We start from the raw sequence: 26,061 nt of genomic DNA on the forward strand, positions 1-26,061 counted from the left end.
AGGGTCAGACGACCCAGGCCGGAATCCCTGGACTTTAGGCCAGGGAGCACGTCAACTACTGATTTCTTGGCTCCAATCCTGGTCGGCATCGTGAGCAGCTTGGAGACCCGGTCCCGCCCGACCGTGTTCAGTCGATGTCCGGATCATCGGACGCTTCGAGGAGGCGGGCGGCAAGGGCGTCGGCCCACTCCACGGCCCAGGTGCGAAGAGCCGTAATGGTGGCTTCGTCGAGGCCGTAGGCGGCGAAGGCTTCGTCGTCGGTCCACTCGGCGCCTGTGAGGTTCGACTGCAGATCCTCGCGCTCGAAGCGTCCACGGGCGTGGCGGCGGCCGAACTCCTCAAGCTCGGCACTGGTCCAGCGGCGGGAGGCTGCGAACACGTCGATCAGATCGCGGGGCGCTCCGCGGTCGGCCAGGGCGCGGACCTTGGTCCCGATCACGTCCTCCTCCGCGAGCACGGGCCCGTACGGGCTCTGGGTGACCGGCCGCCAGAAGATCTCCTTGAGGATGTCGACTTCGCAGTCCTGTCCAGTGGCCGGGTCGGACACGGTGAAACGGGCGGACAGCGGGGCGGTCTCCAGTGCCTGTACCTGCCAGCCCCGAGCTTCCAGGCCGCTACGGAGCGTCGCCGCGATGTCGGCCATCGGTGCCGGGTTCTCGGTGGCGACGTCGAGGTCCTGGCTGGGGCGGTTCACGAGGCGATGCGCCCGCACGGCGTATCCGCCGGTGAGGACCAGTGGATACGGGGCGCCGAGGGCGATCACATCCGCCAGGAGCCGTGCGTGCAGCTCCGGCATGTCCGTCACGCGGCTGCCCGGGTGCGGGAGGCGAGCTGGGGGAAGGCGTCTTCCCATACGGTGCGCACGGTGCGACCGACAAGGGTCCGCAGTACCGGCCACATCTGGAGGAGCAGGTTCTGGTCGAGGAAGCGGGGAAGGTCGTCGCGCAGGCCCTCGTGCAGGACGGTTCGGTACAGGCCCATGCGCTGGCGAGGATTGCCCATGTCGTACGAGGTCATCCCGGACCAGGCCACGTGCAGTGGCAGCTCCACGACCCCGTGTGTCGGGCCGCGCAACTCGTCGAGCGACTCCGGCAGACGCCGCCGGAACTTCTCCCGATACAACGCGAGATCTTCGGCTTCCGCACTCGAGAGGTTTCTCGACGTGGGTGCGGGGTGCTGTCGGCTGGAGGGCATGCCGTCATTATGGCGGCTGGGAAAGTCATGCGTGTCAATCCCCTCGCAGTGTGGAGACGATCTATGCGGCCAGTCCCTCGGCGAGGGTGGCTCGGTACTCGCGTTCGTAGTCGATCGGGCTTTTGAACCCGCATACGCTGTGTAGCCGCCTAGTGTTGTAGAAGTCGGTGATCCAGGTGGCGATCCTGATCCGGGCCTCGGTGCGGGTGGTGAAGGTGTGCCGGTGGACGTACTCGACCTTGAGCACACTGTTGAACGCCTCTGCAACTGACGGGGAAGGCACCCGCTTGAAGTTTGCCCGTGATCTCGGACACTCGATGGTTATGCCGCGAGGGTGTGTTGATGCCTTTGCCTGGTCTCGGCTGGGGTGAGGTAGCCGAAGGCCTTGTGCTTGCGCAGGCGGCGGCGGTTGTAGAAAGTCTCGATGAAGTTGAAGACCTCGGCGCGGGCGGTGGCCCGGCCGGGCCAGATTCTGGTGCCGATTTCCTCTTTGAGTAGGGCCCAGAAACTCTCCGCAGCGGCGTTGTCGAAGCATGATCCGGTGCGTCCGCAGCTCTGCCGCAGCCCCAACTCGCTTATGTGGTAGCGGAATTGGGCCGACGTGTACTCGCTTCCGCGATCACTGTGTATGACGCAGCCGGGTTTCAGACCGGCTCGGCCGTGGGCCATGTTGAGGGCATCCACGACGAGTTCGGCCCGGTGATGGTCGGCCATGGCGTAGCCGACGACCTCGCGGGTGGCCAGGTCCAGCCAGCAGGCGAGGTAGAGCCAGCCCTCGGCCGTCGGGAGGAAAGTGATGTCTCCAACCAGCTTCGTGCCGGGGATGTCGGCGTGGAAGTCGCGGCCGATCAGGTCCGGGGCCGGCCTGGCCTTCTTGTCCGGCCGCGTCAGGGACCGGCGCCGGCGACGGTGGGCGCCCTGGATGCCGTGCTCACGCATCAGGCGGGCGACGCGCTTGTGGTTCACAGACCGTCCCAGACGCCGCAGTTCGGCATGGACTCGCGGGACGCCGTAGGTTCCACGGGAGGCGAGGTGGATGACGGTGATCTCGTGGGTCAAGGCCGCGTCGGCGGCCTGGCGGGCGGCGCGGGTCTTCTGCGCGGCGAGCCAGGCGTAGAAAGAGGAGCGGGCCACCTTCAGCAGCCTGCAGAGGAAAGCGACGCCGTGGGTGGTCTTCTCCGCCTCGATGAACGCGTACGTATCGTTCACCGATCGCTCTCTTTCGCGAAGAAGACCGCGGCTTTTCGCAGGACCTCGATCGTCTTTGCCTGCTCGGCGTTCTGCCTGCGCAGCCGCCTGAGCTCCTCGCGCTCCTGCGTGGTGAGCTCGCCAGGGCGGCCCTCGCCCTGGTCTGCCCTGGCCTGGCGGTACCAGCCGCGCAGGGACTCGGAACTGATGCCGAGCTCCCGGGCGACGGCGGTGACCGTCTTGCCCGAGGAGTCGACGAGCGCGATGGCGTCCCGCTTGAACTCCTCTGTGTACCGCTTCGTGTACTTGCTTCCCACCTGGTGCTACTTCCTCTGGAACATCAGATCCCAGTCTCCAGGTGTCCACGATCAAGGGGAAGCTTCACAAGTTGAAGTGACCCCTTGAACGGCATGCAGAGAGCCACGTTTCTCGCGAGGGTGCGTGGTCCCCGTCTTTGGCGGTCCGCCGGGTACTAGCTTTCGTGTTCGTAACCCGAATATGGTTGGTACTTGTTCAAGCGCCTCCTGCCGACGCAGCTGCAGACGAGGGAGGTGACGTTGGTTGGGGGACCAATGAACGTGGATGATTGGTCGGCGATATCCAGTGTCGCGTCTGCCACATTGGCCTTGGCGGCGATCGCAATCGCTGTACGGACTCATCAAACAGAGTACCGACGATCTAGGTTTGAAACCGCTCGGAGTCTGCTCCAAGAAGTCAATTCTGGTGAGACGGTGGCCGTTCGCCACCGCGTGGCACAACTCCATTATGGGCATCAACACGGGATCACCCCTGATTTGAGCGATGAAAATCAGGTGCGGCTGTACTTCGCTGCCTATTACACGATGCTTTGGTGCTTCGAACGAGTTGAGGCTGGGCGGACCTCTCTTGTTGCGGGCCGCTTTGATCATGGCCGTGACCCAGTTATCGAATACCTGGACAGGCGATTGGCGTGGCATGTTGCCGAGTTTGCCTGTGCATTTCCAAAGGCTCGTGAGCGACTGGCGACAACTGCGTTCGACGGGACAGTCAAGGATAGGGATTCGGTTAGAGGTTTCCTTCGCCTGCTGTCCGCGCTCCAAGCTCGCGGGCTCGTCGACCACGTATTTTCGTCTGGACTCTGCCCAGGGAGCGAGGTCTGTCCGTGTGAGTGTCATCAATGATCAAGCAAGGCTTGGGTAAATGGCGCCCTCCACTTACTCCCGATGCTGGCCCGACATACATAGCAGGGTCTTGGTCCACTCAAGTCTGAGCCCGTATGAAAACGCTCATCCCGCCCAAGATGAGCGAGCTGATGGCCACGGCGGTAAGCACCCATCCTGCATTCAGATATCGATGCTTACGCAGAACGACCCGCGACAGATGGACGACATTGTACGAGAGGGCCTTTATCTCAAATTCGATGTCGGCCTGGCTGATGAGATCCATTGCTGGCGATATTGGGAGATTAGCTATGTCTCCGAAGTACCAAAGAACCTCGGGTTTATAGGTATGCGGATCTTCTGGATCTACTCCGAGTTGAACAAAAGTAGCTTGAGAGTTTGCCCCATGCCGCGACCACAGACACGCCACGGCGCACGTAACTGAACCTAAAACAGCACAAGTGGAGACGAACAGGAAGAACCAAGCTTCGGCGCCGGATATCTTAGTGCGCAAATTATCCGCCGTAAGACTTTGGGCGGTGATGCCGAAAAAAATGGTCACCAGTAAACCATTGACGGTGAGAATGATTTGGGCCTTCGTCTCGGCCACTTTGTACCAGTCCATTGCTCGCTCGTACACACGTCGCACATATTCGAGGTTGGCTGCAGTAGCCCTCGAAGGCCGGAGGGAACCCTCGGGCTCTGATACGTCATCTTCAGGCATGTGCCCCCCAGGCCCACTTTTGTGATTGAAACCTGGGAGCCGACCGTGAGCCTTGCGACAGGCCGAGATGCGGCGCGGGGTAGCCCAGGAGTTTTCGCCATGCGGCAGCTGAAATCAGCTGCCCCCTTTCTCCTCCGATTTGAAATAATATCCAAGGACGAAACCGAGGACGCCCACGAGGCCCGAAGTAATCGGCGCCATCCCTTCGGTGGTTGATTTGACTGCCGCAATCTCCGCGCCACCAACCAGCTTCACGATGAGCACAGGGGCCAAAATGCTCAGCAGCGTGATACCTATGTATCCGTAGACCAATACTACGGCGATGTTTCGACGAGCTCGCTGTTCCTCTCGTAAGAGATTCGCCCGGTCTCGGCTAGAGATTTCCCCGGCTTTGAGAGCCTCTGCAGCCTGGCGACTATTCGCAGATCGCCGGACAGACCTCTCCTCGCCAGATGATTCTGAGGTCACTACATCCTCCTATGACAAATCTGCTAACGATCACTAGGTGAATGGATGCGCTGACGTGTGTATCTAGTGATCGTTTCGGGATCTCTTGCCGTGGTACGGCATGGTTCTGACCTGGGTTTTCCTGGGGTAGTTGGGATGCGGGCAGGCTCTGAGGTGCAGGTTTAGTGATCACTTCGGAATTTAGTGATCGGCTCAGGATTTCTTTATGGCTGCGTGGCCTGGGTGGGTAGGTATGCGCTGGTCAGGGTTGGTCTGGCGGATCGTGGTGGTTACGAGCTCGGCTGCGGGAGCGGATCGGTGTCGGACCGAAAATCCTGCCCGCATGTCAGTGGTGGTGACGGCACTTGGTTCATGACGCTTGAGCGTGACAGCGGCGTCGGTGGGCAGCGGGGTGCTGGCTGGCTCCGGCATTACCAGCGCCCGCTGCTGGCTCGTGGGCGCGGACCGTGTCTGCGAGGCGTGGTGTGACTGAGGTGGATGTGCTGCTTCTGCTCGCGGTACACCAGCTGGTGTCTGCCCCTTCGCTCTCGGGGAGCTGGTCCATGAGAACGTCCGCAGCCGTGAGCGTGGCACGGGCCTGCTCTCCCACGACCCGGCCCAGCAGTACGCTCTGCCAGCGGCCGTGGCCAAGCGCGACACCCCGTGATGGCTGGCCGCCGCCCGTCGTGCGGCTCCGAGAGCGGTCACCCTGCGCAATGGGGCATCGAAGCCCGCGAACAGTTGCAGCTCAACCCCGAGACCACGGAGCGGATCTCATGCCTGACCTTCCAGCCCCTGGCCCCACCGGTGTGCGGATCGCCGGCGATAGATACCAGTGGCTGTGGGCCTGGCAGGGTTGCGTCACAGCACTACGGGACGCTGCCCTCCACACACCCAACCCGGTCGTCGGCGTCGGTGTCGAAGCCGACCAGGCGGGCAACCTGGACGATGTTGTCCTCTACCGGGCCAGCCCTCCGCACACCTACGCCCAGGTGAAGTACACCGCCGACGCCGCCACCCCCGTCAATGAGACGTACCTGTTCACTCCCAGCACCTCCGGCGGCACCTCGCTCCTGAAGAAGATCACCCAGAGCTGGCAGCGTCTGACCGCCGACGGGGCGCCCGTCGACCTGGCACTGATCAGCAACCGGGCGCCCGACCCCGCCGACCCGCTCGTCTCGCTGCGCGATCCACGCACCCAGACCCTCATGCCCAAAGCCGGCCAGCAAGGACCCCGGTCCGCGAAAGGCCGGGCCCGCAGCCGCTGGGCGGCGAACGCCGGGACCGACGAAGAACAACTTCTCGACCTGCTGCGCGTACTGCGCTTCGACATCGCCCGCGACGTCTCCCACCTCCACGAACACCTGCAACTGTTGATGTTCGCTGCGGGCCTTCGCCCCGACGCGGCTGCCGTACAAGCAGGCGCGGACTGGGTGGCCCGCCAGGTGATCAACGGTCAGCGCACGCTGTCACTGGCCCAGATCACCGATGCCGTCCAGACGCTCGCGCTCACGGCCGGTCCCAACCGCGCCGTCGTGTCGATCGCCACCCTCAAGCCCGACCCGATGGCCGACGACGCCGACTACGCCATCGACTGGGCCGACCGCTTCGAGGGAGACACCGCTTACTCCAAGTGCCGACCCAAGGCCCCCGCCACCTGGGCACAGCTTCAGGAGGAGATCGAGGCGGCGCCTCACCGGCTTCCCCCGGGGACAGCCGCTGTGGCGGTAACCGGCAGCCTGCGTCTTGCGCCCGCCTTCCTGACCGGTACCGCCTTCCGCATGGTCACCGGAGCCGACTTGGCCGTACTGCAGCGAGGCCAACTCTGGTCCTCCACCGAGCCCTACCACACTGTGCTCGCTCCCGCCCGGGAGACGCACGCGATCGACGCAGGCCAAGATCTGGCCGTTGCTATCGCGGTGGCCACCGACCCCACCGCCGATGTCCTAAAGTTCCTGCAGAACAGGCAGCTGCCGGTATCGCGGCTCCTGGTCCTGCGCCCGCCCGCGGGGGCGAAGGACAACTCGGTCCCGGACGCCGCCACTGCCAACGCCCTGGCCATCGGAATCCGTGACGCTCTCCGTACGGCCAGCCACGGTGCATCCCGGATCCACCTTTTCCAGGCCTGCCCCATGGGTCTCGCCCTCCTCCTCGGACACCGCTGGAACCGGCTGCGCCCCACTGTGGTGTACGAGCACGTGGCAACGGAGGACGTCTACGAGGCGGCCTTCACCGTGGACGCCTGAACCACACCCGCCTCACCCTCAGGAAGCAGACGTCAAGGCACCCACCACACATCTGACCGCTCCGGCACCACCCCGCCCCGCAGGCGGCGGATGACGCCGGGGCGTTGTCAGTGGCGGGTCCTAGGCTTGTCGGAAGGAACAGCTGTCGGTGCCTCCAACTCGACCCGCTGACCGTCTCCCGACGGCCGACGGCGGCGCGCACTCGGGCTGAACGGCGAGCCTGAGGAGGCACGTGATGGGGATCAACGACGCGTTCGATGAGCTCCAGGCAGAGGTCAACGCCGACATCGACCAGGTCAAGTTGGCGCGCGAACGCCGGGACACCTTCAAGAAGGCTATGTCCGGCGAGGAGGACGTCCTGGAGACGTTCGGATCGGGCTCCCTGAGCCGAAGCACTCAGCTCAAGCCCATCCACGACGTGGACATCGTCGTGGTCTACGACGTGACCGCGCACCCGGACTGGGGCGCACCGGGCGACAGCGCGGGCGAGGCACTGGACCACGCCGGGGATCAGATCCACCGGCTTCTGGGCCAGACCTACGGCACCGTCGCCCAGGAGGTCCGCCGGGCTGTGCCGCGCAACCACGCGGTCAAATGCTTCCTGGACGACAAGGACGAGGAAGAGGCGTTCACGGTCGACGTCATGCCGGCACTGCGCCAGAGCGACGGCACCCTGCTGATCCCGGAGAAGCTCAACCGCTGCTGGGTCCCGGCGGATCCGGAGTACCTCATCCGCAAGGTCGCCGAGCACCAGGGCGCGTGGGAACACTTCCGCCCGCTGGTGAGAGTACTCAAGGACTGGCGCCACAGCGCGCCGGTCCAGGGCCGCATCAAGTCCCTGGTCGTCGAGATCCTCGCGCTGGAGTGCATGCCGAAAGAGGGCAGCCGCGCGGAAGGGCTGAAGACGTTCTTCACCGCCGCCGCGGTCAGGGTCAACGAAGGAGTCTCGGATCCCGCGGGACTGTGCGGGGAAGTGCAGCCCGACCTGGACTACGACGGACTCTCCGACGCGTTCGCCGATGCCGCGGACCTCGCCGAGCGAGCCTGCGCCGCCGCTGCTGCCGGGGACACCGACGGTGCGCTGCGACTGTGGCAGGACATCTTCGGCGACGGCTTCCCCGCACCCGCCAAGCCCGCTTCGAAGATCACAGGCACACCCGCCCTGGTCGCACCCCGGCCGATCAAGGACGCACCCCAGGGATGACAGCCATGGACAGGTCCGACCGTGAACCGATCACATGGTGGAAAGCCGAACCCCGGCGCCTTGAACGAGATCAGTCCGAGATCACCGCACGGTTCAGCGGCCTGGTGTGGAACAGCGACGGCGCCGGCACCTGGACCGGCGTCCTGCCGCGCTGGCCGTTCGACCGCCCGCAACCGCCGAACCTCAGCGCCTGGGTGGGGGAGGAGGGGCTGCGCCTGACCGTTGCCTACAACCAGGCCTACCCCATGGTGGAACCCGCTCTGCTCCCCCTGGACCCCCTGCCGCCGCCCCAGGAGTGGACCCAGACCCGCTGGCACGTCAACGGAGACGGCACCCTGTGCCTGCTGCAGGAACACGCCTGGTGGACCGGACGGGACTCGCTCATCGACCTGCTCCTCAAAGCGGCTGGATGGCGGCTGGAGTACGCGCTGATGAAACACGGCGTCATCCAGGAGATGTCCCGCCGCGGCATCGTCAGCGACAACCGCCACGATCACCTCTTCTCCCAGCCGCCGCCCGCAGCCGGCCAAACAGATACCGCACCAGCAGCCGGCAAAGCGGACAACGGCCCGAAGACAGAGGCGCCGTGCTGATCCTCTTCCCGCACCTGGCCGCCGCCACGATCCGCCAGGCCGGCACATGGGGCCACCTGACCCTGCGGGTCAGCGCCCCGGACGAACTGGCCGTGGTGTGCGCCCTGTCGGACGGCAACAACCCCAAGGTCTCCGTCGACCCCGAGCCCGCCGAACGGCTCCTTGCCAACTGCGACCCCGCTCCCATCAGCCTGTGGTACCGGGTCGAACCCGCACTGCACCTGGCGTGGGCGCAGTGCCGCGCACGCCAGGACACGGTCATTCCCAGAACAGCGTTCCGGGACGCCGTAAGCGGCGGCTACCAGACCTTCGGAACGCCCTACCTCGCCATCACCTACGCACCCGGCCTGGCAGAGGCCTTCCCCGACGCCGCACTGCCCGACCTGGCCGCCTGGCAAGTCACCCCCGAAGGCGCACTCCCGCTCGACATCCTCATCCAGCCCGCCGTCACCGGCATCGCCCAGCTGGAGCCGCACTGGCCGGCAGCACACCTGCAGAAAACCCGTGCTCTCCTGGTCGGGGCCGGCAGCATCGGCAGCGCCACCGCCCACGCCCTGGCCGGCTACGGCATCGGACAGCTGACCCTGATGGACCCCGACCGCCTGTCCTGGCACAACCTGGTGCGCCACACCAGCGCCGGCCGCTACATCGGCCGCCACAAAGTCACCGCCCTGGCCGAAGAACTCACCCGGCTGCGCCCGGACACCCAGGTTCAACCGCTGCCCTGGGACGTGATCACCCAAGCAGACCGCGTACGGGCACTGCTCCCCGCCGTCGACATCGTGGTGTGCACCGCCGACGGCGTCGCGGCCCGCAGAACCATTGGCCACCTCGCACGCCATGCAGGCGTCACCGCCGTCCTGGCATGCGTCCTGCAGGACGGCGCCATCGGCGAGGTACTCAGGCTCCGACCCTGGCCCCGCCACGGCTGCCTGACCTGCCGCCGCCAGGCACTGGTCAACAACGGGGGCATGGACCCGGAGCCCGCCCTGGACGCCGGCTACGGCACCGGCACACGCCACCGGCCGATGACCGCAGTCGGCCCCGACCTGCACCTGGTCGCCCACCTCGCCGCCAAAACAGCCGTCGCCACCATCCTGGAACGCGCCGGGCACCCCGACCAGCGGCTGCCCGGCGAACACGCGCTCCTGGCACTGCGCCGTCAGCCCGACTGCTCCCCGCCCTTCGACCTGAACCGCACCGGCGAACTGCGCTGGCTGTCCGCACCGCCACCGGAACCGGGCTGCCCCACGTGCGAAACGCCATGACCCTCCAGCAGCCGGTCACCCGGGTGCGCATGACCACACGCGCGGTCCGCACCATCACGACGGAGCTGGCCGCCAACGACCACGCCACCGAAACCGGGGGCATCCTCCTGGGCCGTCACGATCGCGACACCGTCGTCGTCCGCCACGCCGGCACCCCCGGTCCCACCGCAGTACGGACACCGACATCCTTCCTGCGCGATCTGGCACATGCCCAAGCGCTCGCGGACCAGGCGTTCGCCGACGACGGCAGCATCTGGGTCGGCGAATGGCACACCCATCCCACCAGCGCCACGACGACCCCCAGCCAGCGCGACACAGACACCTATCGCCGGCTCCTGCGCGACCCGGAACTGGCCTTCCACACCCTCATCGCCGTCATCCTCGCTCCTCACCGGGACAGCTGGGCAGTTCAGGCATGGGCCTGTCGCCACCACAGGATCACAGCCACCCAACTGCAGCTTCCCGTCCACCTCATCGCCCCGACAGACCACCGTGACCGTGGATGCCCGCCATGACCACCCCAGCTGGCCCCGTGGTCGGGAGTGCACCTTCTCCTGCGTCATCGGCTGCGTCTTCTCCTGCGCGTGTCGAATTCCGCGGTGCGCTGTTGCCGCTGGTCAATTGCGTGGTCGGGAGCTTCCAGTTGGGCTGGCATCCCCTCTACGCCACCCGCACCCGCCCAGGACACAAGGAGGAAAGGGAGGTGGGGCGGGAGTGCGGGCGGCGAACGAGGGGATCAGGGCACCGGGTTGATGTTCCGCACGGCCCGCGCCGCGCGATTCCGCCGGCACTTGAGTGCTGGTCATGGGGCAGGGTGCAGCAACGGACTGAGAACGCCGCGCGCTTGTACCCGGGCCGTGTCCCCTTCTTCCGGGACGTCCTCGCCGACCAGGCGCAGGCGCCGCTGCCGGCTCGCGAAGCGGGCTGTCTGCTGGTGGGGGAGGAGCCGTGTCGAGCGGCCCGGCCGCCCGTGGCCTGGCATGCGTCCGGCGGTGTCGTCCGGGCGGTCGCATCATGTCAACACGCCGTCCGGCACGTGGTCCTGCCCGGACAGGACCGGCGACCGTCTTGGTGGGGCGGCCCGCATCGGCGCAGGGAGCGGAAACCTCCGGCGAACCGCACGTCAGAACAGGTCACGGACGGGGTCGTGTGTGCCGAAGGCGCGGGCGCTGGCGTCCTCGATGAATCTGCAGAAGGCTTCTTCGTGGCCGTCCAGGGTGCCGGGGGGACGGTTGTCGTCCCTGCTCCAGCGGGGCAGGCCTGAGCCGTCGATGGCGGGCTGGGGGATCGGGGTGAGCCAGTAGTCGCTGGTAATGACGCGGGCGGTTCCGTCGTCACGGTCGTGTGCGAGGGCCTGAGGGCAGTCGTCGCTGCTGTCGCCCGCGCCAAGGAGCACGGTGGGGGACTGCAGCGCGTCGGCGATCGAGCGGACCTTGCCCACCTCGTCCTCGGTCAGCTGGCGGCCGTGCCGTTTCACCTCGGCGGGAATGATGGTGCCGTCCGCCATGAGCAGGACGATGTCTGCCTCGCCGATCTGCTGCTTCCCGCGGTAGAACTCGACTCCGGGGTGCGCGCCCACCAGGTAGCCGGGCCGGTTCGCCAGCGCCGCGATCAGCCAGCGCATGATCAAGGCGTGGTAGACGGAATCGTCGTCGATGGACCGTCGCAGGGGTTCGGCCAGGCGGTAACGGAACGTCAGCGACGTCAGGGCGAACGGGTCCACCATGGTGCGGCCGCACCGTGGGCAGCCGGCGTTGCCGGTCTGCTGCACCGGGCGCAGGAGTTTGAAGCCGCAGTGATCACAGATGAGCTGGACGACCCGCAGGACGAGGCGTCGCTGCAGTGCCCACCGCAGCCAGGCCTCCGCGACCGAGCGTTTCCCGCCCAGCGCTTTGCTGAGGGAGCTGAGATCGAATGCGCCCGAGGTCTCGGCATCGTGGCTGACGTTGATGTCCGCGAGCAGTTCGGTGAACTGTGCCATCGCGGCGTCGGGATCTTCCTGAGCTGCGGCTACTTGCCTGGCCAGACGATCCGCCCGCGCCTTGAACCAGCTCATGGATGTGCTTGCCGCAGTGGAGTACAGCAGTGAGAGCAGGCCGCGATGAGCCAGCCAGCGAACCTCGTGCGCACCGCCGGTGAGTTCGGCCAGCGCGACGGCGTGCTGTCCGGGGACGGACTCCCGTACCGTCAGGCCGTGTTCACGCGCGGCCGCTTCCAGCAGGGTCCACGTCTGCGGCCACCGCACTTCGGCAACGCCCGTCGCTGACGCACTGACGATCGCGCCGCCTCCGCCGTACTCCGGGTACATCGACCAGCGCCCACCGCGTAGCGGTACCAGCGAAGGCAGCGGCTGCCGGTCGACCTCGACCGTGACACGGACCGACTGGTCCGTGTTCACCAGAGCCAGCGCCTCCCGGTCGTCCTCGGTCAGCGTCTGCGCCAGCGCACGGCCGGCGGCGAAGGACAGCGGCATGCTGGAACTGCGGGCCAGGGGCGCAGGCGTGGGCACCAGCACATCGCAAGGGCTGAGGGCGTACACCGCACGGCGGGGCAGAGCACACCCCACAGCCTCAAGGTCCTCCTGCGGCAGGGTGGCCGAGGTGAGCACCATCATGGGCGCGACGCCGATCACCCAGAACGGCTGACGAGCGACGGCTTCGATCCTCGCCTCCACCTCTGCGACGTCCAGTTCCCCAGCCCGGGTACGGGGCACCGGCAGGCCGATCGGCACGACGGAGGACCAGCCGTGCAGGGCCCGCAGGTTCCACAACAGGGCGGCGTCCGCGACGCTCCGGTGCCCGCAGAGGACGTAGACGTTGCGGCCCAGACCGCGGGCTGCCGCACCTGCTTCCTGCAGCCAGTCATCAACGCCGTTGGTGCCCATCCGCACCGGACGGGGTGTCAGGGACATCCGGCTCAGTCCCACAGGCGTGACCTGCCGGCACCGCGCCAGCAGGTCCTCCATCCCCAAGCTCTCGGGTGTCTGCCGCTCGAGGGCCAGGACATCGTTGAACTGCAGATCATCGCGGGCTCTTGAGTACGCCAGCAGGTCCTCGTCCGGCCGCTGCGGCAAGCGCCCCAGCATGACGCTGTAGACCAGCTCCCAGGGATCGTCCGCCGGTGTGTCGGTCACGGTCACCGTACGCAGACTCTCAGCGTTCCGGGTCCCGGCAATCATGAGAACCGGTGTCTCTTCGTTCGACCCCGTCGGCAGCCGCATCGTCTTGCCCAGTTCGCCGCATCGCTGCTGCCAGGCCTGTGACTCAGCATCAGGAACGACGACCGTCAGGTAGTCGAGCTCGCTGCGCAGCAGCAACGTCCGGTACAAGTCGCTGACGCTGCCGTCGGCAGCCACCGGAACAATGAGGTCGCCGACCCCGCCCCACACCTGGCAGGCACGCTCGATCACCCGCAGCAGGCCTGCGTAGTCGTCGTCGCGAATCAGATAGGCACGTCTGAAAGGCCGCACATGGCGGCGTGCCAGGACCGTTCCCTCCGTGGCAGTCCGGCTCAGAACATGGCGCATGCCGAGATCCCCCTTGCCGCCAGCCCCCGCACCCGCGACGGCCGGCCCGAGCTGTCCGCGGTTTCCTCGACCGATCATCTCGGGCCCGCGACCGGCGCGATGCCGGGACGGGTCAGAAACCGTGCGCGGACCGCCACGCGTCGAGAGCCGGAACGGTCCGCGGGCCGACGACGACCGCGGCGACACCGGGCTTGAGCCGGGCCATGGCATGCACGACGTTGATGAACGGAGAGTCCAGTAGCGCCTGGGATACCCGATCGGCCTCAGGATCGCCCTCTTGGCGCAGCCTGTGCCAGTCGCGCATGTTCGAACAGGCCCTGGAGAAGGCGTCCATCCGCCCCTTGACCAGATCGGGGCGGTTGAGAGCGAACACCCTGATCGTCTCCTCGCCCTTGGCCGACCCCGAAACGGCCGTGTATCTGCCGCTCTTCAGCAGCAGCTCCAGATGGTCAGCAGGGTCCTCTGCCGTGGGGTCGACCAGAAGGCACGCTCCGTCCGCGTCCACCGGGTATTGGGACCGTTTGACGTTGCTGTTGCAGTACGAACAAGCCAGCAGATGGTTCAACCATACGAACGCCCGCAGCGGAGCCCTCTCCAGCGGTTCAAAGTGATCAATGTCCGTGGCGCGGTTGTCGTCGCAGTACATGCACCGCACAGCGCCGCGGGCCATCGCCTCCAACGCCGTGCGCACCTTGGCCTTGGGAGCCTTGGCCGTTTTCCACTGCGCACGAGCTGCCTTCGTGGTTGCACCGGCGTCCTGGACGTGCTTTGTCCACCGTGTCAGCAGAGTCTGCGCATCGGTGGAGACGGGTATCCGCTGGAGCGGGATCACCGGTTCTGCTCCAGTCGGGCCGACACCTCAGCCACCCTGCTCTCCAGAGAACTCGTCAGCAGACTCCCCAGCTCCCGATACTCGGCGATCTCCTCGGCGGTCGCCGACTCCGCATACACCTTGCGCTCCAGCGCCACCAGACGCCGGCGCTGCTGCTCGGCACGGCTGGAGTAGGGCGTCTCCAGGCCGAAGAGTTCCGAGAGCACGGCGTCGTCGCCGCTGCCGTAGACGACACGCCGGTAGAGATCCTCGTCCACCACCTCCGGGGGCCGCTGCTCGTCGACCCCGGGAAGCCGGATGAGGCCGCCCTCGTCGGCCGCCTGACAGATGTAGGGACTGTGACTGGTCACGATGAACTGGATGTTGGGGAAGTGCTCCTGCAGCCAGTCGCCTATTTTGCGCTGCCAGGTCACATGCAGGTGTGCGTCCACCTCATCGATCAGCACCACACCTGGGTTGACGATCGCAGTACCCCCGGCTTCGGTCGGACGGGTCCTCAACGTCCCGTAGGCCCCGTGGAGTTGACGAGCGATGTCGAGCACCAGTGCCGCCACCGTCCGGTAGCCGTCACTCATCTCTTTCAACGGGAATCCCGGCCCCTTGCGCCCGTCCTCGACCACCCACAGACCATCCGCCGTCACGCTCTTGATCTGGTATCGGTCAGGCAGCAGCCCGTCCCGCAGCAAGGCCAGAACCTGATCGAGCAACTGCCAGGCGGCACCACGCTTTTGATCTTCCTCGTACGACCTCAGCCGCAGATCGATCAGCCACGCCACTCCCTCGGCCAGGGACGCATCTTCATGGAAGAGCGTGGCCAGCCGGCCACTGGGCCCCTGGTTCACCATGAGCCGCTGCGCCTCGCTCGAACCGCCGGTCAGCCGCCGGAAGGGCCCGTAACCCGCATAGAACCAGCCGAGTGGGTTCTCGGTCCACGGCCCGCGGGTACCGCTCCTGCCCTTACTCAGCACGTCCATGACCGGCCGGTGGGTGTGCTCGGGCTCAGGCGACTGGCGTGCCCACTGCAGCCCCAGGGAAATCTCACCCAAAGGCTTGTTGCCCGACCCCACGAAGCCGTCGAAGTCCGGATCGCTGGTGACCTGGACTTCGGCCTCGCCCTTCCTGGCGCTGGTGGCGACCCAGCCGGTGAAGTCCGGCACCAGCGCCCGTGCGACAGCCGGCCCTCCCAAGGCCAACGCGATGGCCTGAAGAACGGTGGACTTGCCCGAACTGTTGCGCCCCGCAAGCACCGTCCAGCCGCTGCGCCCGGACAAAGACAGGTCCACAGCACGCTTGCCGCTGAACCCCTTGATGTTCCTGAGCTGGACCCTCGTGACGTACACCCGTGCTCCGTCTCCACTTCCGACCGTTGCACCTCACCAGCAAAACCGCGTGAGGCACTGAGAGGAACTAGATTCCCACGCTGTTCGAACCGATCAGCACCTGCTCTTCAGCGCGCCGCACCAGCCGGCAAGCCACAGCACGCGCCGGGCCCCAGGAGGAGGCGTCGCTGCTCATGGACAGGCACGGCCAGAGCCGCCCGATCAGCCTCCCACCCACGCCGGGACTCTCACGCGTCACCACATCCGTTGACGACCACCAGGCGGACGGTGTCTTCGTGGTGCGGGCCGCCCCCAAGACCCAGACCCGCCCCCGCAAGCGCGCTCCGGATGCTGTTCTGCCCGGAGCCCCTGTCTGCCGTCACATCTGCCAGGCCACCCGCCCACGCCGCCCGCGTCCGGGCCCGGCGGCACACCCCCCACAAGGCCGGATGCGGCGCGCCGGGAACCTTCCGCATCCCAGCCCCGCCCGTGCATGAGCACAAGCCCCCCTCATCCGTTCGAGCGAAGCGCGGGCGTCCGCGCATCACGGACAGGCACGCCGCCCTCCACCCTCGAAACAGGTTCTGACTGTCCCCGAAAGAAGCCGAAAGGAGCACGGCCATAGCCCAACCACCCCGGCTCCGCACCGCACTTCGCCCCTACCAGCAGCAGGCCGTCGACAACTGCGTCACCGAATTCGCCCTCGGCGCACCGCGCTGCCGTATCGACTCCCCCTCCGGCAGCGGCAAGACCTTCATCGCCCTGCACATCGTCAACCGCATGGCGCCCGCAGGCACGTCCGCAGTCTTCGTGCCCACCCTGGACCTGCTGGAGCAGACCGCAGAGGAGTGGCACAAGGAAGGCCGCCCCGGCCGCTACCTGGCCCTGTCCGGCGACCGCTACCTGCCCAAGAACCCGGCCCTGCGCGGCATCCTGACAGCCGTCACCGACGCCGCCGCACTGGCCGCGGAGATCTCCCGGGCCGACGGCCCGGTCAGCGTCTTCGCGACCTACCACTCGCTGGGAAAAGTCGCCGACGCCCACCGGCTGTTCCACCTGCCGCCCTGGGACGTACTCGTCTGCGACGAGGCCCACCGCACCGCAGGCAACCTGCACAAGCCCTGGGCCCAACTGCTGCACGCCCACCGGATCTTCGCCCACCACCGGCTCTTCACCACCGCGACCCCCCGCACCTTCCAGCCTCACCCGGGCCAGGACCTCCCCGCCGACATCGAGGTCGCCTCGATGGACGACCTCAACCTCTACGGCCCGGTCGTCTTCCATCTCCCCCTGGCCGATGCCATCGACCAGGGGCTGCTCCCCGACTACCGCATCGTCGCCGTCGACGTGCATGACGCCGAACTGCGCACCATCCTCAACCGCACGCCGATGCTCGCCGCCCACTCCGAAGGCCTGCGCGTGGCGGCCGCCCAAGTCGCCCTGCGGCGCGCCATGCACGAACACGACCTACGGCGCGTCCTGGTCTTCTGCTCCCGCATCAAGGTCGCCGAGATCTTCGCCGAAACCCTTCCGGAAACGGCCGCCCTGATGCCCCAACAGATGCGGGGCCCGCTCCAGGTCAGCACCGTCAACTGCAACCAGAGCCGCTACGAACGGCTCACCCAGGTCAGCACCTTCAAAGAAGCGTCCCTGACCTCCAGCGACAAGACGCCGCTGCGGGCCGTCCTGACCAACTGCATGATCTTCGCCGAAGGCGTCGATGTCCCCGCTATCGACGCCGTGCTGTTCACCAGCCCCAAAACCAGCACCTACCAGATCGCCCAGGCCGTCGGCCGCGCCCTGCGCCCCCTGCCCGGCCAGGCCAAGGTCGCCCACATCATCGTCCCCATCTACAAGGCCCCCGGCCAAAACCTCGCCGAGGCCGCCGAAGGCACCCCCTTCCACATCCTCTACCAGGTCCTGTCCGCCCTCTCGCTCTACGACGAACACGTCTTCCACCGCGTCTTCCACCTGTACTACTCCACCAGCAACCCCCAGTACCTCGCCGCCCGTCCCGAACGCGCCGACGAACTCATCCCCCTGCTCCAGCTCCACACCGAAGACCCCCACAACAGCATCTGGGAACTCGGCCTGGAAAGCGCCCAGCGCTACCTCGAACAGCACCGCCACCTCAACGTGCCCAGCACCTACTGCAGCCCCGACCGCTTCTACCTCGGCTGGTGGCTGGGCACCCAACGCTCCCTCCACATGATCCACAGCCTCAAACCCGAACGAGCCAAAGCACTCAACGCCCTGGGCATGAGCTGGGACCATCCCCGCAGCAGCATCGAGCACCACCTGAACATCGCCCGCGCCTACCACGCCCAGCACGGCCACCTCGCGCCCGTCCGTGAGGAACGCTTCGGCGGCATCGGCATCGGCCGCTGGATGAGCACCTGCCGCACCAAAGCCCGCCGAGGGCAACTGCCCCACTGCTACCAGCGCGCCCTCACCGACATCAGCCCCTGGTGGAACGCCTGTTGGGACCAGAGCGGGCACTGGCGACGCGCCTACGCGCGCGCCCTCGCAGCCGCCCGCCGCGGCGAACTCGCCTTCCCCGTCCTCACACCCGACCAGGGCGACACATCACTGGAGGCGTGGCTCGACGAGCAACTGCGGGCCCTGCCCCGCCTCAGCGGCGACCAGCACAACCTCCTCGGCGCGCTGCCCCTGCACCACCCCCTGGCCCTGCTGCTGCGCCGGCCACGCAGCCAGCGCGAACGCGCCTTCGCTCGCGGGCTGCGCCTGGCCCACGATTTCTGGCGAGCCCATCGGCACCTCAACGTCCCCTACCGTCACGTCGTCTGGGACTACGGCAAGCCCTTCCGCCTGGGGGAGTGGGTCTCCGACAAACGACTGAGGCCCTATCACTTCAGCCGTGAACAACTCGACGCACTTGAGGCGCTGGACATGCGCTGGTCGCCCACGGTGCCATGAGCCAGCTCTGCCACGCGATCACCGTCCGCCGCGACACCCCCGGCATCCGTCCGCCGCACATCCACGGTGCTCCGCTCCACACCGGAGAGGGCGTGCACCATCCCATGCGGTCGTGTCTTCGCCACCTGGCTTGTCAGGGAGACAGGGCCGGGACGGTCAGGCAGTTGAGAACCTCCACCGCGGCGGCGGTCGCGTCCTGCTGGAGGGCCAGGTCGTCCACAAGAGTTCCGGTGTCGCAGCCGTCGTCACCCAGCATCGTCACGACATGGACCCATTCGCCACCTCCGGTGGCGTAGTCGCGCCAGACCCTGCCGATCGTCGGACTGTCGTGCACCACTCTGTTGCGCCGCTTGACGGCCGCGTCGATGAGGTCAAGCGCCGGTGGCCACTCGGTGTCGCAGAAGCCGTCGATCTTCTGCCGTACGGCGTGCACCAGCCGCCCCGCCGGCTGGTCGGTGCGGGCAGCCGGGTCGAGACGCGAGAGGATCATGCCGAGTACTGCCTCGGTCTCCGCGGCCTGCACCACCACCAGACCGCGGAGCCGGTTCAGTTCCACGGCCTCACTCCCGTCCCAATGCGCCGTGTCCGGGCGGTGATGGGGGTACCGGTCGGCCTGGATGGTGCTCCACGCGATGGCACGTATTCCGTAGCGGGGTGACTCGGACGTCATTCGACGAAGTATCAGTGCTCTCCACGGAGGAGCCAATACCGCGGGCCGCGGCGGGCGGCCACCATCCTTCGACCGGCAGATCTACCGCCAGCGCAACCTCGTCGAACGCTGCTTCAACCGACTCAAAGGCTTCCGCGGCATCGCCCCCCGACACGAGAAGACCGCCACCGCCTACGAAGCAGCGGTCACCCTCGCATCATTCCTGCTCCGGGCAAGATCTGTTTGAAGACGGACCTAGAGAACGATCGGCCCCCAGTACGGGCTCGACACCACCCCGGCCATGGTCAGCAGCCACCAGATCATCGCCAGGGACACGGACAGCTGCAGATGCCGACCAGCCCTCACTACCAGTCCTGCGCGGTCCAACCGCAGGTCCCAGTCCCGCTTGTCACCCATGCCGCCACTCTTCGTCTCGTGCCCGTCCATGCATCCGTCCTCTCCGACGCCTTCCCCGGAGAGTACACCAGAGAACAACCTAGGTAGAGGAAGAGTGATACTGCTGAGAGGTATCAAGTTAGGTAGAGCTCTATTATCGAATCCAGGTACACTGCAGCCATGAGCGGACTTCGGATGACACTGCAGACGCAGTTGGTGATGCGAGAGCTGCTCCAGCGCCCGACACGAGCCCAGTACGGACTCGAAGTAGGACAAGCGGTGGGCCTGCCGAGCGGCACGATCCACCCGATCCTGGCGCGGCTGGAGCGCGCGGGCATCGTGGAGAGCTTCTGGGAGGCAGCCGACGAGCACGCCGAGGCGGACCCGCCTCGGCCGCGTCGGCGCTACTACCGGTTCACCGAGGATGGCGCGGAGGCAGCTCGGCTAGCTCTCGCGGCCGCGTACAAGGGCGGCCAGACTTCTGCCCGCCTGACCGGGAAACCGGCTACCGACTCCTGAAGGATCGACAGGTCTTCTCCATGGACGTTGTATTCACGGCTGCTGTCGGCACGCTAGCCGGGGCTACGGTGACGGCTTTCGTCCTGCGTATCGGAAGGACTTTCAAGCGGGTCACTAAGAGCCGCACGCCCGACGAGCAGCGTCAGGACGTAGCTGCTCTGTGGCAGGAGTTTCTCAAGCTGTCTGCTCTGTGGCGGGAGTTTCGCACGCTGCTGTCCACGCTCACGGGCACCCCTCCTCCGAGTTTCCAGGAACTATCTGAACAGCTGGCGGCCTTGCGCAAGAACACCGAATCCCGGGTTGGCGTGAAGCTGAGGATGATCGGCCTGGTGCTGCCGGCTGGGGAGCGGGAGCGGTACGTGGAGCAGTGGATGGACGAGCGGAATGCCATCCGCCGCGGTGAGTTCCCCAAGCAGCGCTTCCACGGCCTTCGTCTCCTGTGCGGGGCCGTGGTGCAGTCGTACGAGACTCGCGTCCACGCCCGCCGAAGCGTCGAATAAGGCAGATGGCGACAGCATCTGCGCGCGACCTCTTGTTCGACCGGCAGATCTACCGCCAGCGCAACCTCGTCGAACGCTGCTTCAACCGACTCAAAGGCTTCCGCGGCATCGCCACCCGACACGAGAAGACCGCCACCGCCTACGAAGCAGCGGTCACCCTCGCATCATTCCCGCTCCGGGCAAGATCTATTGAAGACGGACCCTGGTCCCATGGTGACGCGAGTTCGAGGCACACGTGAATGGTCCGGAGCCGGATGGGTCTCTCGGTCCCGTGCTGATGACGCTCGGCACACTGACGGCGGGTTCTGTCGCCGGCCGTCCAGGAACCCCTAGCAGCATTGCCACCCACACCGGTCCTGTGCTGTGAGTTCTCGGCCGACTGCGGGGGCGGGGTCTGTGTCGCTAGGGTCGTGTCTATGAGTCCTTCCGACACCGGCTGGTCCTGGTTGCCCGACCACCAGCTTCACGTGGTCGCGACGCTGGCTCATGTGGACCACACGATCGACCGGCTGCTGCGGCTGACGCATGACTACAGCGAACAGGGACCGGTCACGTTCGCCGATGTGGTCAACGGTGATCGAGTAGAGGCTGTAGTCAAGGCCGTTGCCCCGATCCCGCACGCCCTCCCACGGCTCGTAGCCGACGCCCTCACCCAACTGCGGGCCGCGGTGGAGCACACTCTGTACGCGGAGGTCGAGGACGCTCTGGGAAGGCCCTTGACGGACGAGGAGGCACGGGGTGTCGAGATGCCTGCCACCGCGGATGCCGGGAAACTCGCCGCATGGTTCCGGGACGGCCGGCGGCGCAGACTCCCGCCGCTGCACGCCGGCACGCCTCTTGCGCAGCGTATCGAGCGGCTTCAGCCGTTCCAGCGCCGCGACCCTGACGAACATCCGCTGCGCCTCCTGGCCTCCTACACCAATCTGGCCAAGCACCGTGCCCCGGCTGTCCTGGAACCCCGGCTCGGGGCTGTGTACCCGGACGATCCGCACAGTGACCTGACCGTCGCGCTTCCGCTCAAACCCGGGCCCCGGCCCGGCGACGGCCTGCCGCTGATGGAAGGTGATGTGCTCGCCAGCGCCCCGCGCGGTGCCCGTATCCCCTTCTCCGTTGTCACGACGGTGTCCCTACAGCGCCCGCACACCAAGGTGTGGGCCATCGCAGCCCACGAGCTGCAGCTTCTTGAGGAATGGGTGCGCACCATAGCCGTCCCCGTGCTCATCACCGGCGGTCACGCGGTGAGCCCGCTGCCGCCACAGTTTGACATCGAGATCGGGCGCGGGGATCTGCGTGAAGGACTGGCAACCGCGGGCCCGACACCCGCCGTTGTACGTGCCAGGGACAGGATCACGGCCATCGTGGCCCGTGTCGGTCTCGTCGAGGTTCTCGCCCCTGCCCCAGAAGGACCCGAAGCCGAAACGGTCCGGGGCTGGCTCGACTCACTGAAGGACCAGGAGGTCCTGGAACACGCGGTTCGTCTGGGACGCGTACGCGACCAGCCGCATGAACTGATCGAAGTCTGCCGCGAGTTGATCGCCGAGGCCATCAGCCACCGGGCACGTGACCCGCACACCGTGCACGCGGACGGCAGCGAAGCGTAGCCGGACGACGGGCCGTGCAGCCGGATCCCGTGGTCACGGCACGAGCACACGGATCCCAGTGATACCCCCCCGCAGGCGCATCACAGCGACCCCGCACCACAGTGATCGCCGAACCGGCCGCCCGATGAGGGCCTGCGCTGTTTCAGGGACTCAACTGGGCTGTCGCGGCGTCGATTTCCTTCATGGTGATGTTCTCGCTGCCGCTGCGGATCGCGATGACGGCTGCGGTGGAGACGACGTAGGCGAGGGCTTTGAAATAGCCGCCGGTGCGCCGGTGCAGTACGACGGCATGCTTGCTCAGGGCGTTCTTCTCCAGCCGGTACAGGCTCAAGTCGGCCTCGAAGCCCATCAGCACTTCCCGGAAGGTCGTGTCGTCCTCGGTGTTCAGGGGCAGGGGGTGCAGCCAGGTCACCGGCAGCAGCGCGGTGGGGGAGGGCGAGGCGGGCGCTGCCGGGCGGTCCGCCCGCTCAAGCCGTACCCGGTTCTCCTCGCTGACCCGGGCCAGGTCCCCGGCCAGGATGCGGGCCTGGTGCAGGAGGTGACTGGCTCCGGTGCCGCAGAAGACGAGTGAGATGCCCAGCTTGTCGCGCAGGTAGTCGAAGTAGGGCAGCACGTTCGCCAGGTGCTGCGGCGAGGCACGGTTGATGTCGTCGATGAGCAGCAGACGGGTCTGTGCCGTCTCCAGGACGTAGTTGACCGGCAGGGTCAGGTCGGGGTTGCGGCGCATCTCCAGGACTTCGGCGAGGCTCTTCGGCTCGGGCTGCAGGCCCAGATAGGAGGCGATCTCCCAGACCCAGTTCACCCTGTGCTCCGGGTCTGCGGGGGCGGTGATGTGCACCACCGGGATCGTGTTCTGGCGCCTGCCGCCCGTGCCGGCTTCGATCTCCTGCTGGGCGGCGCGTCCCGTCGCCCGCAGCAGGCAGGTCTTGCCGGTGCCGGCGGGCCCGTCGATGACATGGTCCATCAGCCCGTCACGGCGACCGCTGTTGGCGTGGATCGCCTCGACGACCGTCTCCTGCATGTGGGTCATCGCGGCGGTGGGCACCATCCGCAGATGCCGGTGGTAGGCGATGGACTGCTCGTCCGTGGGCCTGTCCGGGCCAGGGCTGCTGCCCGCTCGTGCGGGCGGTTTCACCTCCTCGTCGACGAAGTGGGTCCAGCCGGTGACCTGGAACAGCGGCAGAGGCCGCATCGGGGTCTCTTTGAGCTGCTGGCGCAGGCGCGCCTCGCGCTTGTCGCGCAGCTCCACGGTCGCTTTCATCACGCTGCCCTCTCGTACACGGTTCCCAGTTCATTTCCTCCGCAGGGCCGGCTCCGGCGCGAGGAGCGCACCCCGCGGTCCGGCCCTGTGCCTTCGTCGTTCACGGCTCCATACCGCCAGGCGTGTCCACCTCCCACACGTCGATGACGCCCTCGTCGTCCTCACCGCTGTCCTCGCCGTCCGCACCGGAGCCGGGGTCGTCGAGGAGTTCGGCGTCGACGACCTCGTACGCCTCGGACGGCATCCCGGCGGCGGGGGCGTCGGGCGGGCCGCCGGAGGTGTCGGCATCGGCGAAGAGGGCCGCGAGCGGGTGCGGAGTCGGCCCGCCTTCCTGTTCTCCGCCGGTGTCCGCCCCTGTGGGCAGGGCCGGCGGGGCGGGCACCGGCCTGGGCGCCATGGGGGAAATGGGCAGCGCCGGGCGGGGCCGAAGGGTGGACAGGTCGAACTCCTCCAGGCCCGCATAGGGGTCCTGGGAGGGTTGCTCGGTGTCCAACTCCAGTCCCTGGAAGGGCGGTTCGGCTCCGGTGCGTTTCGGCGGCGGCTTGCGGCTGCGCCGCCTGCGGTTGCGCTGTGCCAGGGCCAGGGCGATCGCCTCTTCGTCCTGCTCGCTGCCGCCGGCCGCGCGGTGCTGCTCGGCGTGCTCCTGCCACATGTCCGCGGTCCACAGATCGGTGAGCAGGTGCCGCAGCCGGAAATCGCAGGTCACCCAGGTGCCAGCCGTGTGGTCGTACAGCCACACCCGCTCGGGCCGGTAGGGGTTGAAACGGCATTCCCACTTGTCCCCTGCGCCGGGCAGCTTCGAGCCGCCGCGCAGGAGGATCTCCCGGTAGTGGGCGGCGTCCTGCGTGACGGGCTGATAGGTCCGATAGCCGATCATGAAGCCGCCCTTGCCGGGGACGACCCACCGCGACAGCAGGAAGAAGCGGTTCTGGGCGGGGGAGAGCGGCACGGGCCGGTAGCCGCTGCGGGCCACCTGGACGGCATACATGTCGTTGGGGGACAGCACGACGCCTGGCCGGAACGGGTCGCGCAGCCCCGCATCGGGGGTCTGCTGGTACTCAAGGGCCACCCATTCCTGGGCCATCTGCTGGAGCTCGGCGATCGTGAACAGCGGCATCCGCTCGATGCCGCGGCCGCGCTTCTTGTGGCTGCGGCCCTGCCAGCCGTGCCGCACGTACTGGCTGAAGCGGTGCGCGAGAGTGGTGAAGGAGTGCTCGACGAGCGACTTGTCGGGCCCGGTCCTCTTGCGCGCCGGGCGGCGGGCGATGCGCAGCCGGTCGCAGACCTCGGTGAAATGCTCGCTCACGTAAGGGCTGCCCTGGTCGTAGACGATCAGTTCGGGGCGGATGACCGGGCGGGCGGCGGTGGCCTCGGTGAACCGCTCGTCCGCCGCGCGCAGCGCCCCGAACGGCAGGGTGGAGGCGGCGGCCGCGCTCAGCGGGTCCCAGCCGGGCATCACCGGCCAGGGCGCGAAGGCCTGGGCCAGCAGCAGGGTCAGGTCGATCGCCCTGGTCGCCTGGCCCGGCTGTCCGCTCTCGGTGTCCCGGGGACGGCTGGGCGTGATCATCAGCGCGCACATGCTGTGACTGGCCACGTCGATCAGCCAGGTCAGCTCCGTGGCGGTGGGCCGGCCGTCGTCGCCGCGGGCCAGGATCCGCAGCGGCGTGGTGTCGACCTGGGTCACCTGCCCCGGCCGCAGCACGACCTCCCGCCCGCCGTGGGGGAGAGGCGGGGCGGAGGCCAGCGCGGCCCGGGCCCGTGTCGGCCGGTCCAGGATGTCGGCCAGGCCGGACTCCTTCATCCGCAGATAGAAGGTGGACCGGGAGGGCAGCAGAGCCGCCACGGCGGCCGGATCACCGAGCTCCTCGCCGTAGCGCGCGTGCAGGAGATCCTCGACCTCCTCGCGGATCAGCTCGATGGTCACGTCCGACTCGTGCGCGCGCCGGGCCACCACCTCCTGCATGGCGGTCAGGCACCGCGGATCGGTGAAGCCCCCCGCCCGTTTGTCCCGCGCGGCGGGCAGCAGCACAACCGGATTCTCCCCGGCCGCTTTCCACTTGCGCCGCTTGTCGGCAAGGGTGTGGGCCGAGCAGCGGATGCCATCAGCGGCCAGCCGCGCCGACATCGCGGCGCACCGCTGGGCCAGCGTCGTTTCCGGCCCGAATCCCCGCTTATGCGCGCTGCGGCCCGGCGCCAGGCCGGTGTCGATCTCCACCATGCGCGCCTGCCACAGAGCGGCCTCCTGCCGGCCCTCCTGCCGCCCCCACCCGCCAACGGCCGCGCCGCCGACGGCCGGTGCCCCACCGCCGCTGAGGACAGCGAAGTCTTCCGCGCCCGCCAGCCACCGGTACGACACCGCCCGGGGCACCTCCTGGCCGCCGTCCTGAGGCACCAGGGTGACCTGCGCCCCCTGCCACGCCACCACCTCCCACTCGCGCCCCTGCCAGTGCACCCGCGCCCCCATGGACAGCGACCCCGCAGGCCGGCCCTCACCCGATCCCGCCATGCGCCCCCTCCC

At 67.5% G+C, this 26,061-nt stretch carries 23 protein-coding genes and 1 pseudogene; 10 read left to right on the plus strand and 14 right to left on the minus strand.

The genetic code is table 11. The features are described from left to right. Window positions 1–127: 127 nt before the first annotated feature. The 7 genes from ACWDEW_RS40900 to ACWDEW_RS40930 form a co-directional block, all read right to left on the minus strand. Window positions 128–796, minus strand: coding sequence for a nucleotidyl transferase AbiEii/AbiGii toxin family protein (locus ACWDEW_RS40900; protein ID WP_450520217.1), 669 nt, complete (start codon window positions 794–796; stop codon window positions 128–130). 5 nt (window positions 797–801) lie between these two features. Further along, window positions 802–1,194 (minus strand): hypothetical protein, encoded by a 393-nt coding sequence (locus tag ACWDEW_RS40905; RefSeq protein WP_450520219.1) that lies wholly within the window; start codon window positions 1,192–1,194, stop codon window positions 802–804. A 61-nt stretch (window positions 1,195–1,255) separates the two neighbouring features. Further along, entirely contained in the window at window positions 1,256–1,477 is a 222-nt protein-coding gene (locus ACWDEW_RS40910) for an integrase core domain-containing protein (RefSeq protein WP_450520221.1), read from the minus strand. A 38-nt stretch (window positions 1,478–1,515) separates the two neighbouring features. Then, entirely contained in the window at window positions 1,516–2,403 is an 888-nt protein-coding gene (locus tag ACWDEW_RS40915) for an IS3 family transposase (RefSeq protein WP_450520222.1), read from the minus strand. After that, on the minus strand, window positions 2,400–2,699 hold the full coding sequence (locus tag ACWDEW_RS40920) for a transposase (protein WP_450520224.1): 300 nt from the start codon (window positions 2,697–2,699) through the stop codon (window positions 2,400–2,402). Before ACWDEW_RS40920 ends, ACWDEW_RS40915 begins: the two co-directional genes overlap by 4 nt. Before the next feature lie 922 nt (window positions 2,700–3,621). Next, on the minus strand, window positions 3,622–4,146 hold the full coding sequence (locus ACWDEW_RS40925; protein WP_450520226.1) for a hypothetical protein: 525 nt from the start codon (window positions 4,144–4,146) through the stop codon (window positions 3,622–3,624). Between the two features lie 213 nt (window positions 4,147–4,359). Beyond that, the gene (locus tag ACWDEW_RS40930) at window positions 4,360–4,509 is read right to left on the minus strand and encodes a hypothetical protein (protein WP_450520228.1); all 150 of its coding nucleotides are present in this window, start codon (window positions 4,507–4,509) and stop codon (window positions 4,360–4,362) included. A 959-nt stretch (window positions 4,510–5,468) separates the two neighbouring features. Between ACWDEW_RS40930 and ACWDEW_RS40935 the strand changes: the two genes are divergently transcribed. The 5 genes from ACWDEW_RS40935 (at window position 5,469) to ACWDEW_RS40955 (ending at window position 10,518) form a co-directional block, all read left to right on the plus strand. Further along, window positions 5,469–6,938, plus strand: coding sequence for an SAVED domain-containing protein (locus tag ACWDEW_RS40935; protein WP_450520230.1), 1,470 nt, complete (start codon window positions 5,469–5,471; stop codon window positions 6,936–6,938). Between the two features lie 235 nt (window positions 6,939–7,173). Beyond that, window positions 7,174–8,142, plus strand: a complete 969-nt coding sequence (locus tag ACWDEW_RS40940; protein ID WP_450520232.1) for an SMODS domain-containing nucleotidyltransferase — start codon at window positions 7,174–7,176, stop codon at window positions 8,140–8,142. Between the two features lie 5 nt (window positions 8,143–8,147). Then, window positions 8,148–8,735 (plus strand): hypothetical protein, encoded by a 588-nt coding sequence (locus ACWDEW_RS40945; protein ID WP_450520234.1) that lies wholly within the window; start codon window positions 8,148–8,150, stop codon window positions 8,733–8,735. Beyond that, complete coding sequence (locus tag ACWDEW_RS40950; protein WP_450520236.1) at window positions 8,729–10,003, plus strand: HesA/MoeB/ThiF family protein; 1,275 nt, start codon at window positions 8,729–8,731, stop codon at window positions 10,001–10,003. Before ACWDEW_RS40945 ends, ACWDEW_RS40950 begins: the two co-directional genes overlap by 7 nt. Window positions 10,004–10,032: 29 nt before the next feature. Then, complete coding sequence (locus ACWDEW_RS40955) at window positions 10,033–10,518, plus strand: Mov34/MPN/PAD-1 family protein (RefSeq protein ID WP_450520238.1); 486 nt, start codon at window positions 10,033–10,035, stop codon at window positions 10,516–10,518. A 608-nt stretch (window positions 10,519–11,126) separates the two neighbouring features. Here the strand turns inward: ACWDEW_RS40955 and ACWDEW_RS40960 are convergent. From ACWDEW_RS40960 to ACWDEW_RS40970, 3 genes are all read right to left on the minus strand, one after another. Beyond that, on the minus strand, window positions 11,127–13,529 hold the full coding sequence (locus tag ACWDEW_RS40960) for a hypothetical protein (protein WP_450520240.1): 2,403 nt from the start codon (window positions 13,527–13,529) through the stop codon (window positions 11,127–11,129). 112 nt (window positions 13,530–13,641) lie between these two features. Continuing rightward, window positions 13,642–14,361: a hypothetical protein gene (locus ACWDEW_RS40965; protein ID WP_450520241.1), complete on the minus strand. Its 720-nt coding sequence runs from the start codon at window positions 14,359–14,361 to the stop codon at window positions 13,642–13,644. Continuing rightward, window positions 14,358–15,701, minus strand: a complete 1,344-nt coding sequence (locus ACWDEW_RS40970) for an AAA family ATPase (RefSeq protein WP_450520243.1) — start codon at window positions 15,699–15,701, stop codon at window positions 14,358–14,360. Before ACWDEW_RS40970 ends, ACWDEW_RS40965 begins: the two co-directional genes overlap by 4 nt. Before the next feature lie 600 nt (window positions 15,702–16,301). On the opposite strand from ACWDEW_RS40970, the gene ACWDEW_RS40975 reads away from it, so the two are divergent. Then, on the plus strand, window positions 16,302–18,617 hold the full coding sequence (locus tag ACWDEW_RS40975; RefSeq protein WP_450520356.1) for a Helicase associated domain protein: 2,316 nt from the start codon (window positions 16,302–16,304) through the stop codon (window positions 18,615–18,617). A gap of 133 nt (window positions 18,618–18,750) precedes the next feature. Here ACWDEW_RS40975 and ACWDEW_RS40980 read toward each other — a convergent pair whose 3' ends face one another. After that, window positions 18,751–19,287, minus strand: coding sequence for a hypothetical protein (locus ACWDEW_RS40980; RefSeq protein WP_450520244.1), 537 nt, complete (start codon window positions 19,285–19,287; stop codon window positions 18,751–18,753). A 49-nt stretch (window positions 19,288–19,336) separates the two neighbouring features. Between ACWDEW_RS40980 and ACWDEW_RS40985 the strand changes: the two are divergent. Then, window positions 19,337–19,513: pseudogene (locus tag ACWDEW_RS40985) on the plus strand (IS5/IS1182 family transposase); the annotation flags it as partial. Window positions 19,514–19,521: 8 nt separating this feature from the next. Here the strand turns inward: ACWDEW_RS40985 and ACWDEW_RS40990 are convergent. After that, window positions 19,522–19,713 carry a hypothetical protein gene (locus tag ACWDEW_RS40990; RefSeq protein ID WP_405814256.1) on the minus strand — a complete coding sequence of 64 codons (192 nt, stop codon included), beginning with the start codon at window positions 19,711–19,713 and terminating at the stop codon, window positions 19,522–19,524. A 129-nt stretch (window positions 19,714–19,842) separates the two neighbouring features. Between ACWDEW_RS40990 and ACWDEW_RS40995 the strand changes: the two genes are divergently transcribed. The 3 genes from ACWDEW_RS40995 to ACWDEW_RS41005 all read left to right on the plus strand — a co-directional run bounded on the left by ACWDEW_RS40995 (window position 19,843) and on the right by ACWDEW_RS41005 (window position 22,282). Further along, window positions 19,843–20,181 (plus strand): helix-turn-helix transcriptional regulator, encoded by a 339-nt coding sequence (locus ACWDEW_RS40995; RefSeq protein ID WP_450520246.1) that lies wholly within the window; start codon window positions 19,843–19,845, stop codon window positions 20,179–20,181. 20 nt (window positions 20,182–20,201) lie between these two features. Beyond that, window positions 20,202–20,681 carry a hypothetical protein gene (locus tag ACWDEW_RS41000; RefSeq protein ID WP_450520248.1) on the plus strand — a complete coding sequence of 160 codons (480 nt, stop codon included), beginning with the start codon at window positions 20,202–20,204 and terminating at the stop codon, window positions 20,679–20,681. 416 nt (window positions 20,682–21,097) lie between these two features. Next, complete coding sequence (locus ACWDEW_RS41005; protein ID WP_450520250.1) at window positions 21,098–22,282, plus strand: hypothetical protein; 1,185 nt, start codon at window positions 21,098–21,100, stop codon at window positions 22,280–22,282. 142 nt (window positions 22,283–22,424) lie between these two features. On the opposite strand, the gene ACWDEW_RS41010 is transcribed toward ACWDEW_RS41005, so the two are convergent. Together ACWDEW_RS41010 and ACWDEW_RS41015 are read right to left on the minus strand one after the other, a co-directional pair. Continuing rightward, complete coding sequence (locus tag ACWDEW_RS41010) at window positions 22,425–23,543, minus strand: AAA family ATPase (protein ID WP_450520252.1); 1,119 nt, start codon at window positions 23,541–23,543, stop codon at window positions 22,425–22,427. Between the two features lie 100 nt (window positions 23,544–23,643). After that, a complete protein-coding gene (locus ACWDEW_RS41015; protein ID WP_450520254.1) occupies window positions 23,644–26,049 on the minus strand; it encodes a transposase in 2,406 nt (801 codons plus the stop codon). Between the last annotated feature and the right edge of the window lie 12 nt (window positions 26,050–26,061).

It is taken from the genome of Streptomyces sp. NPDC001100 (assembly GCF_053598575.1).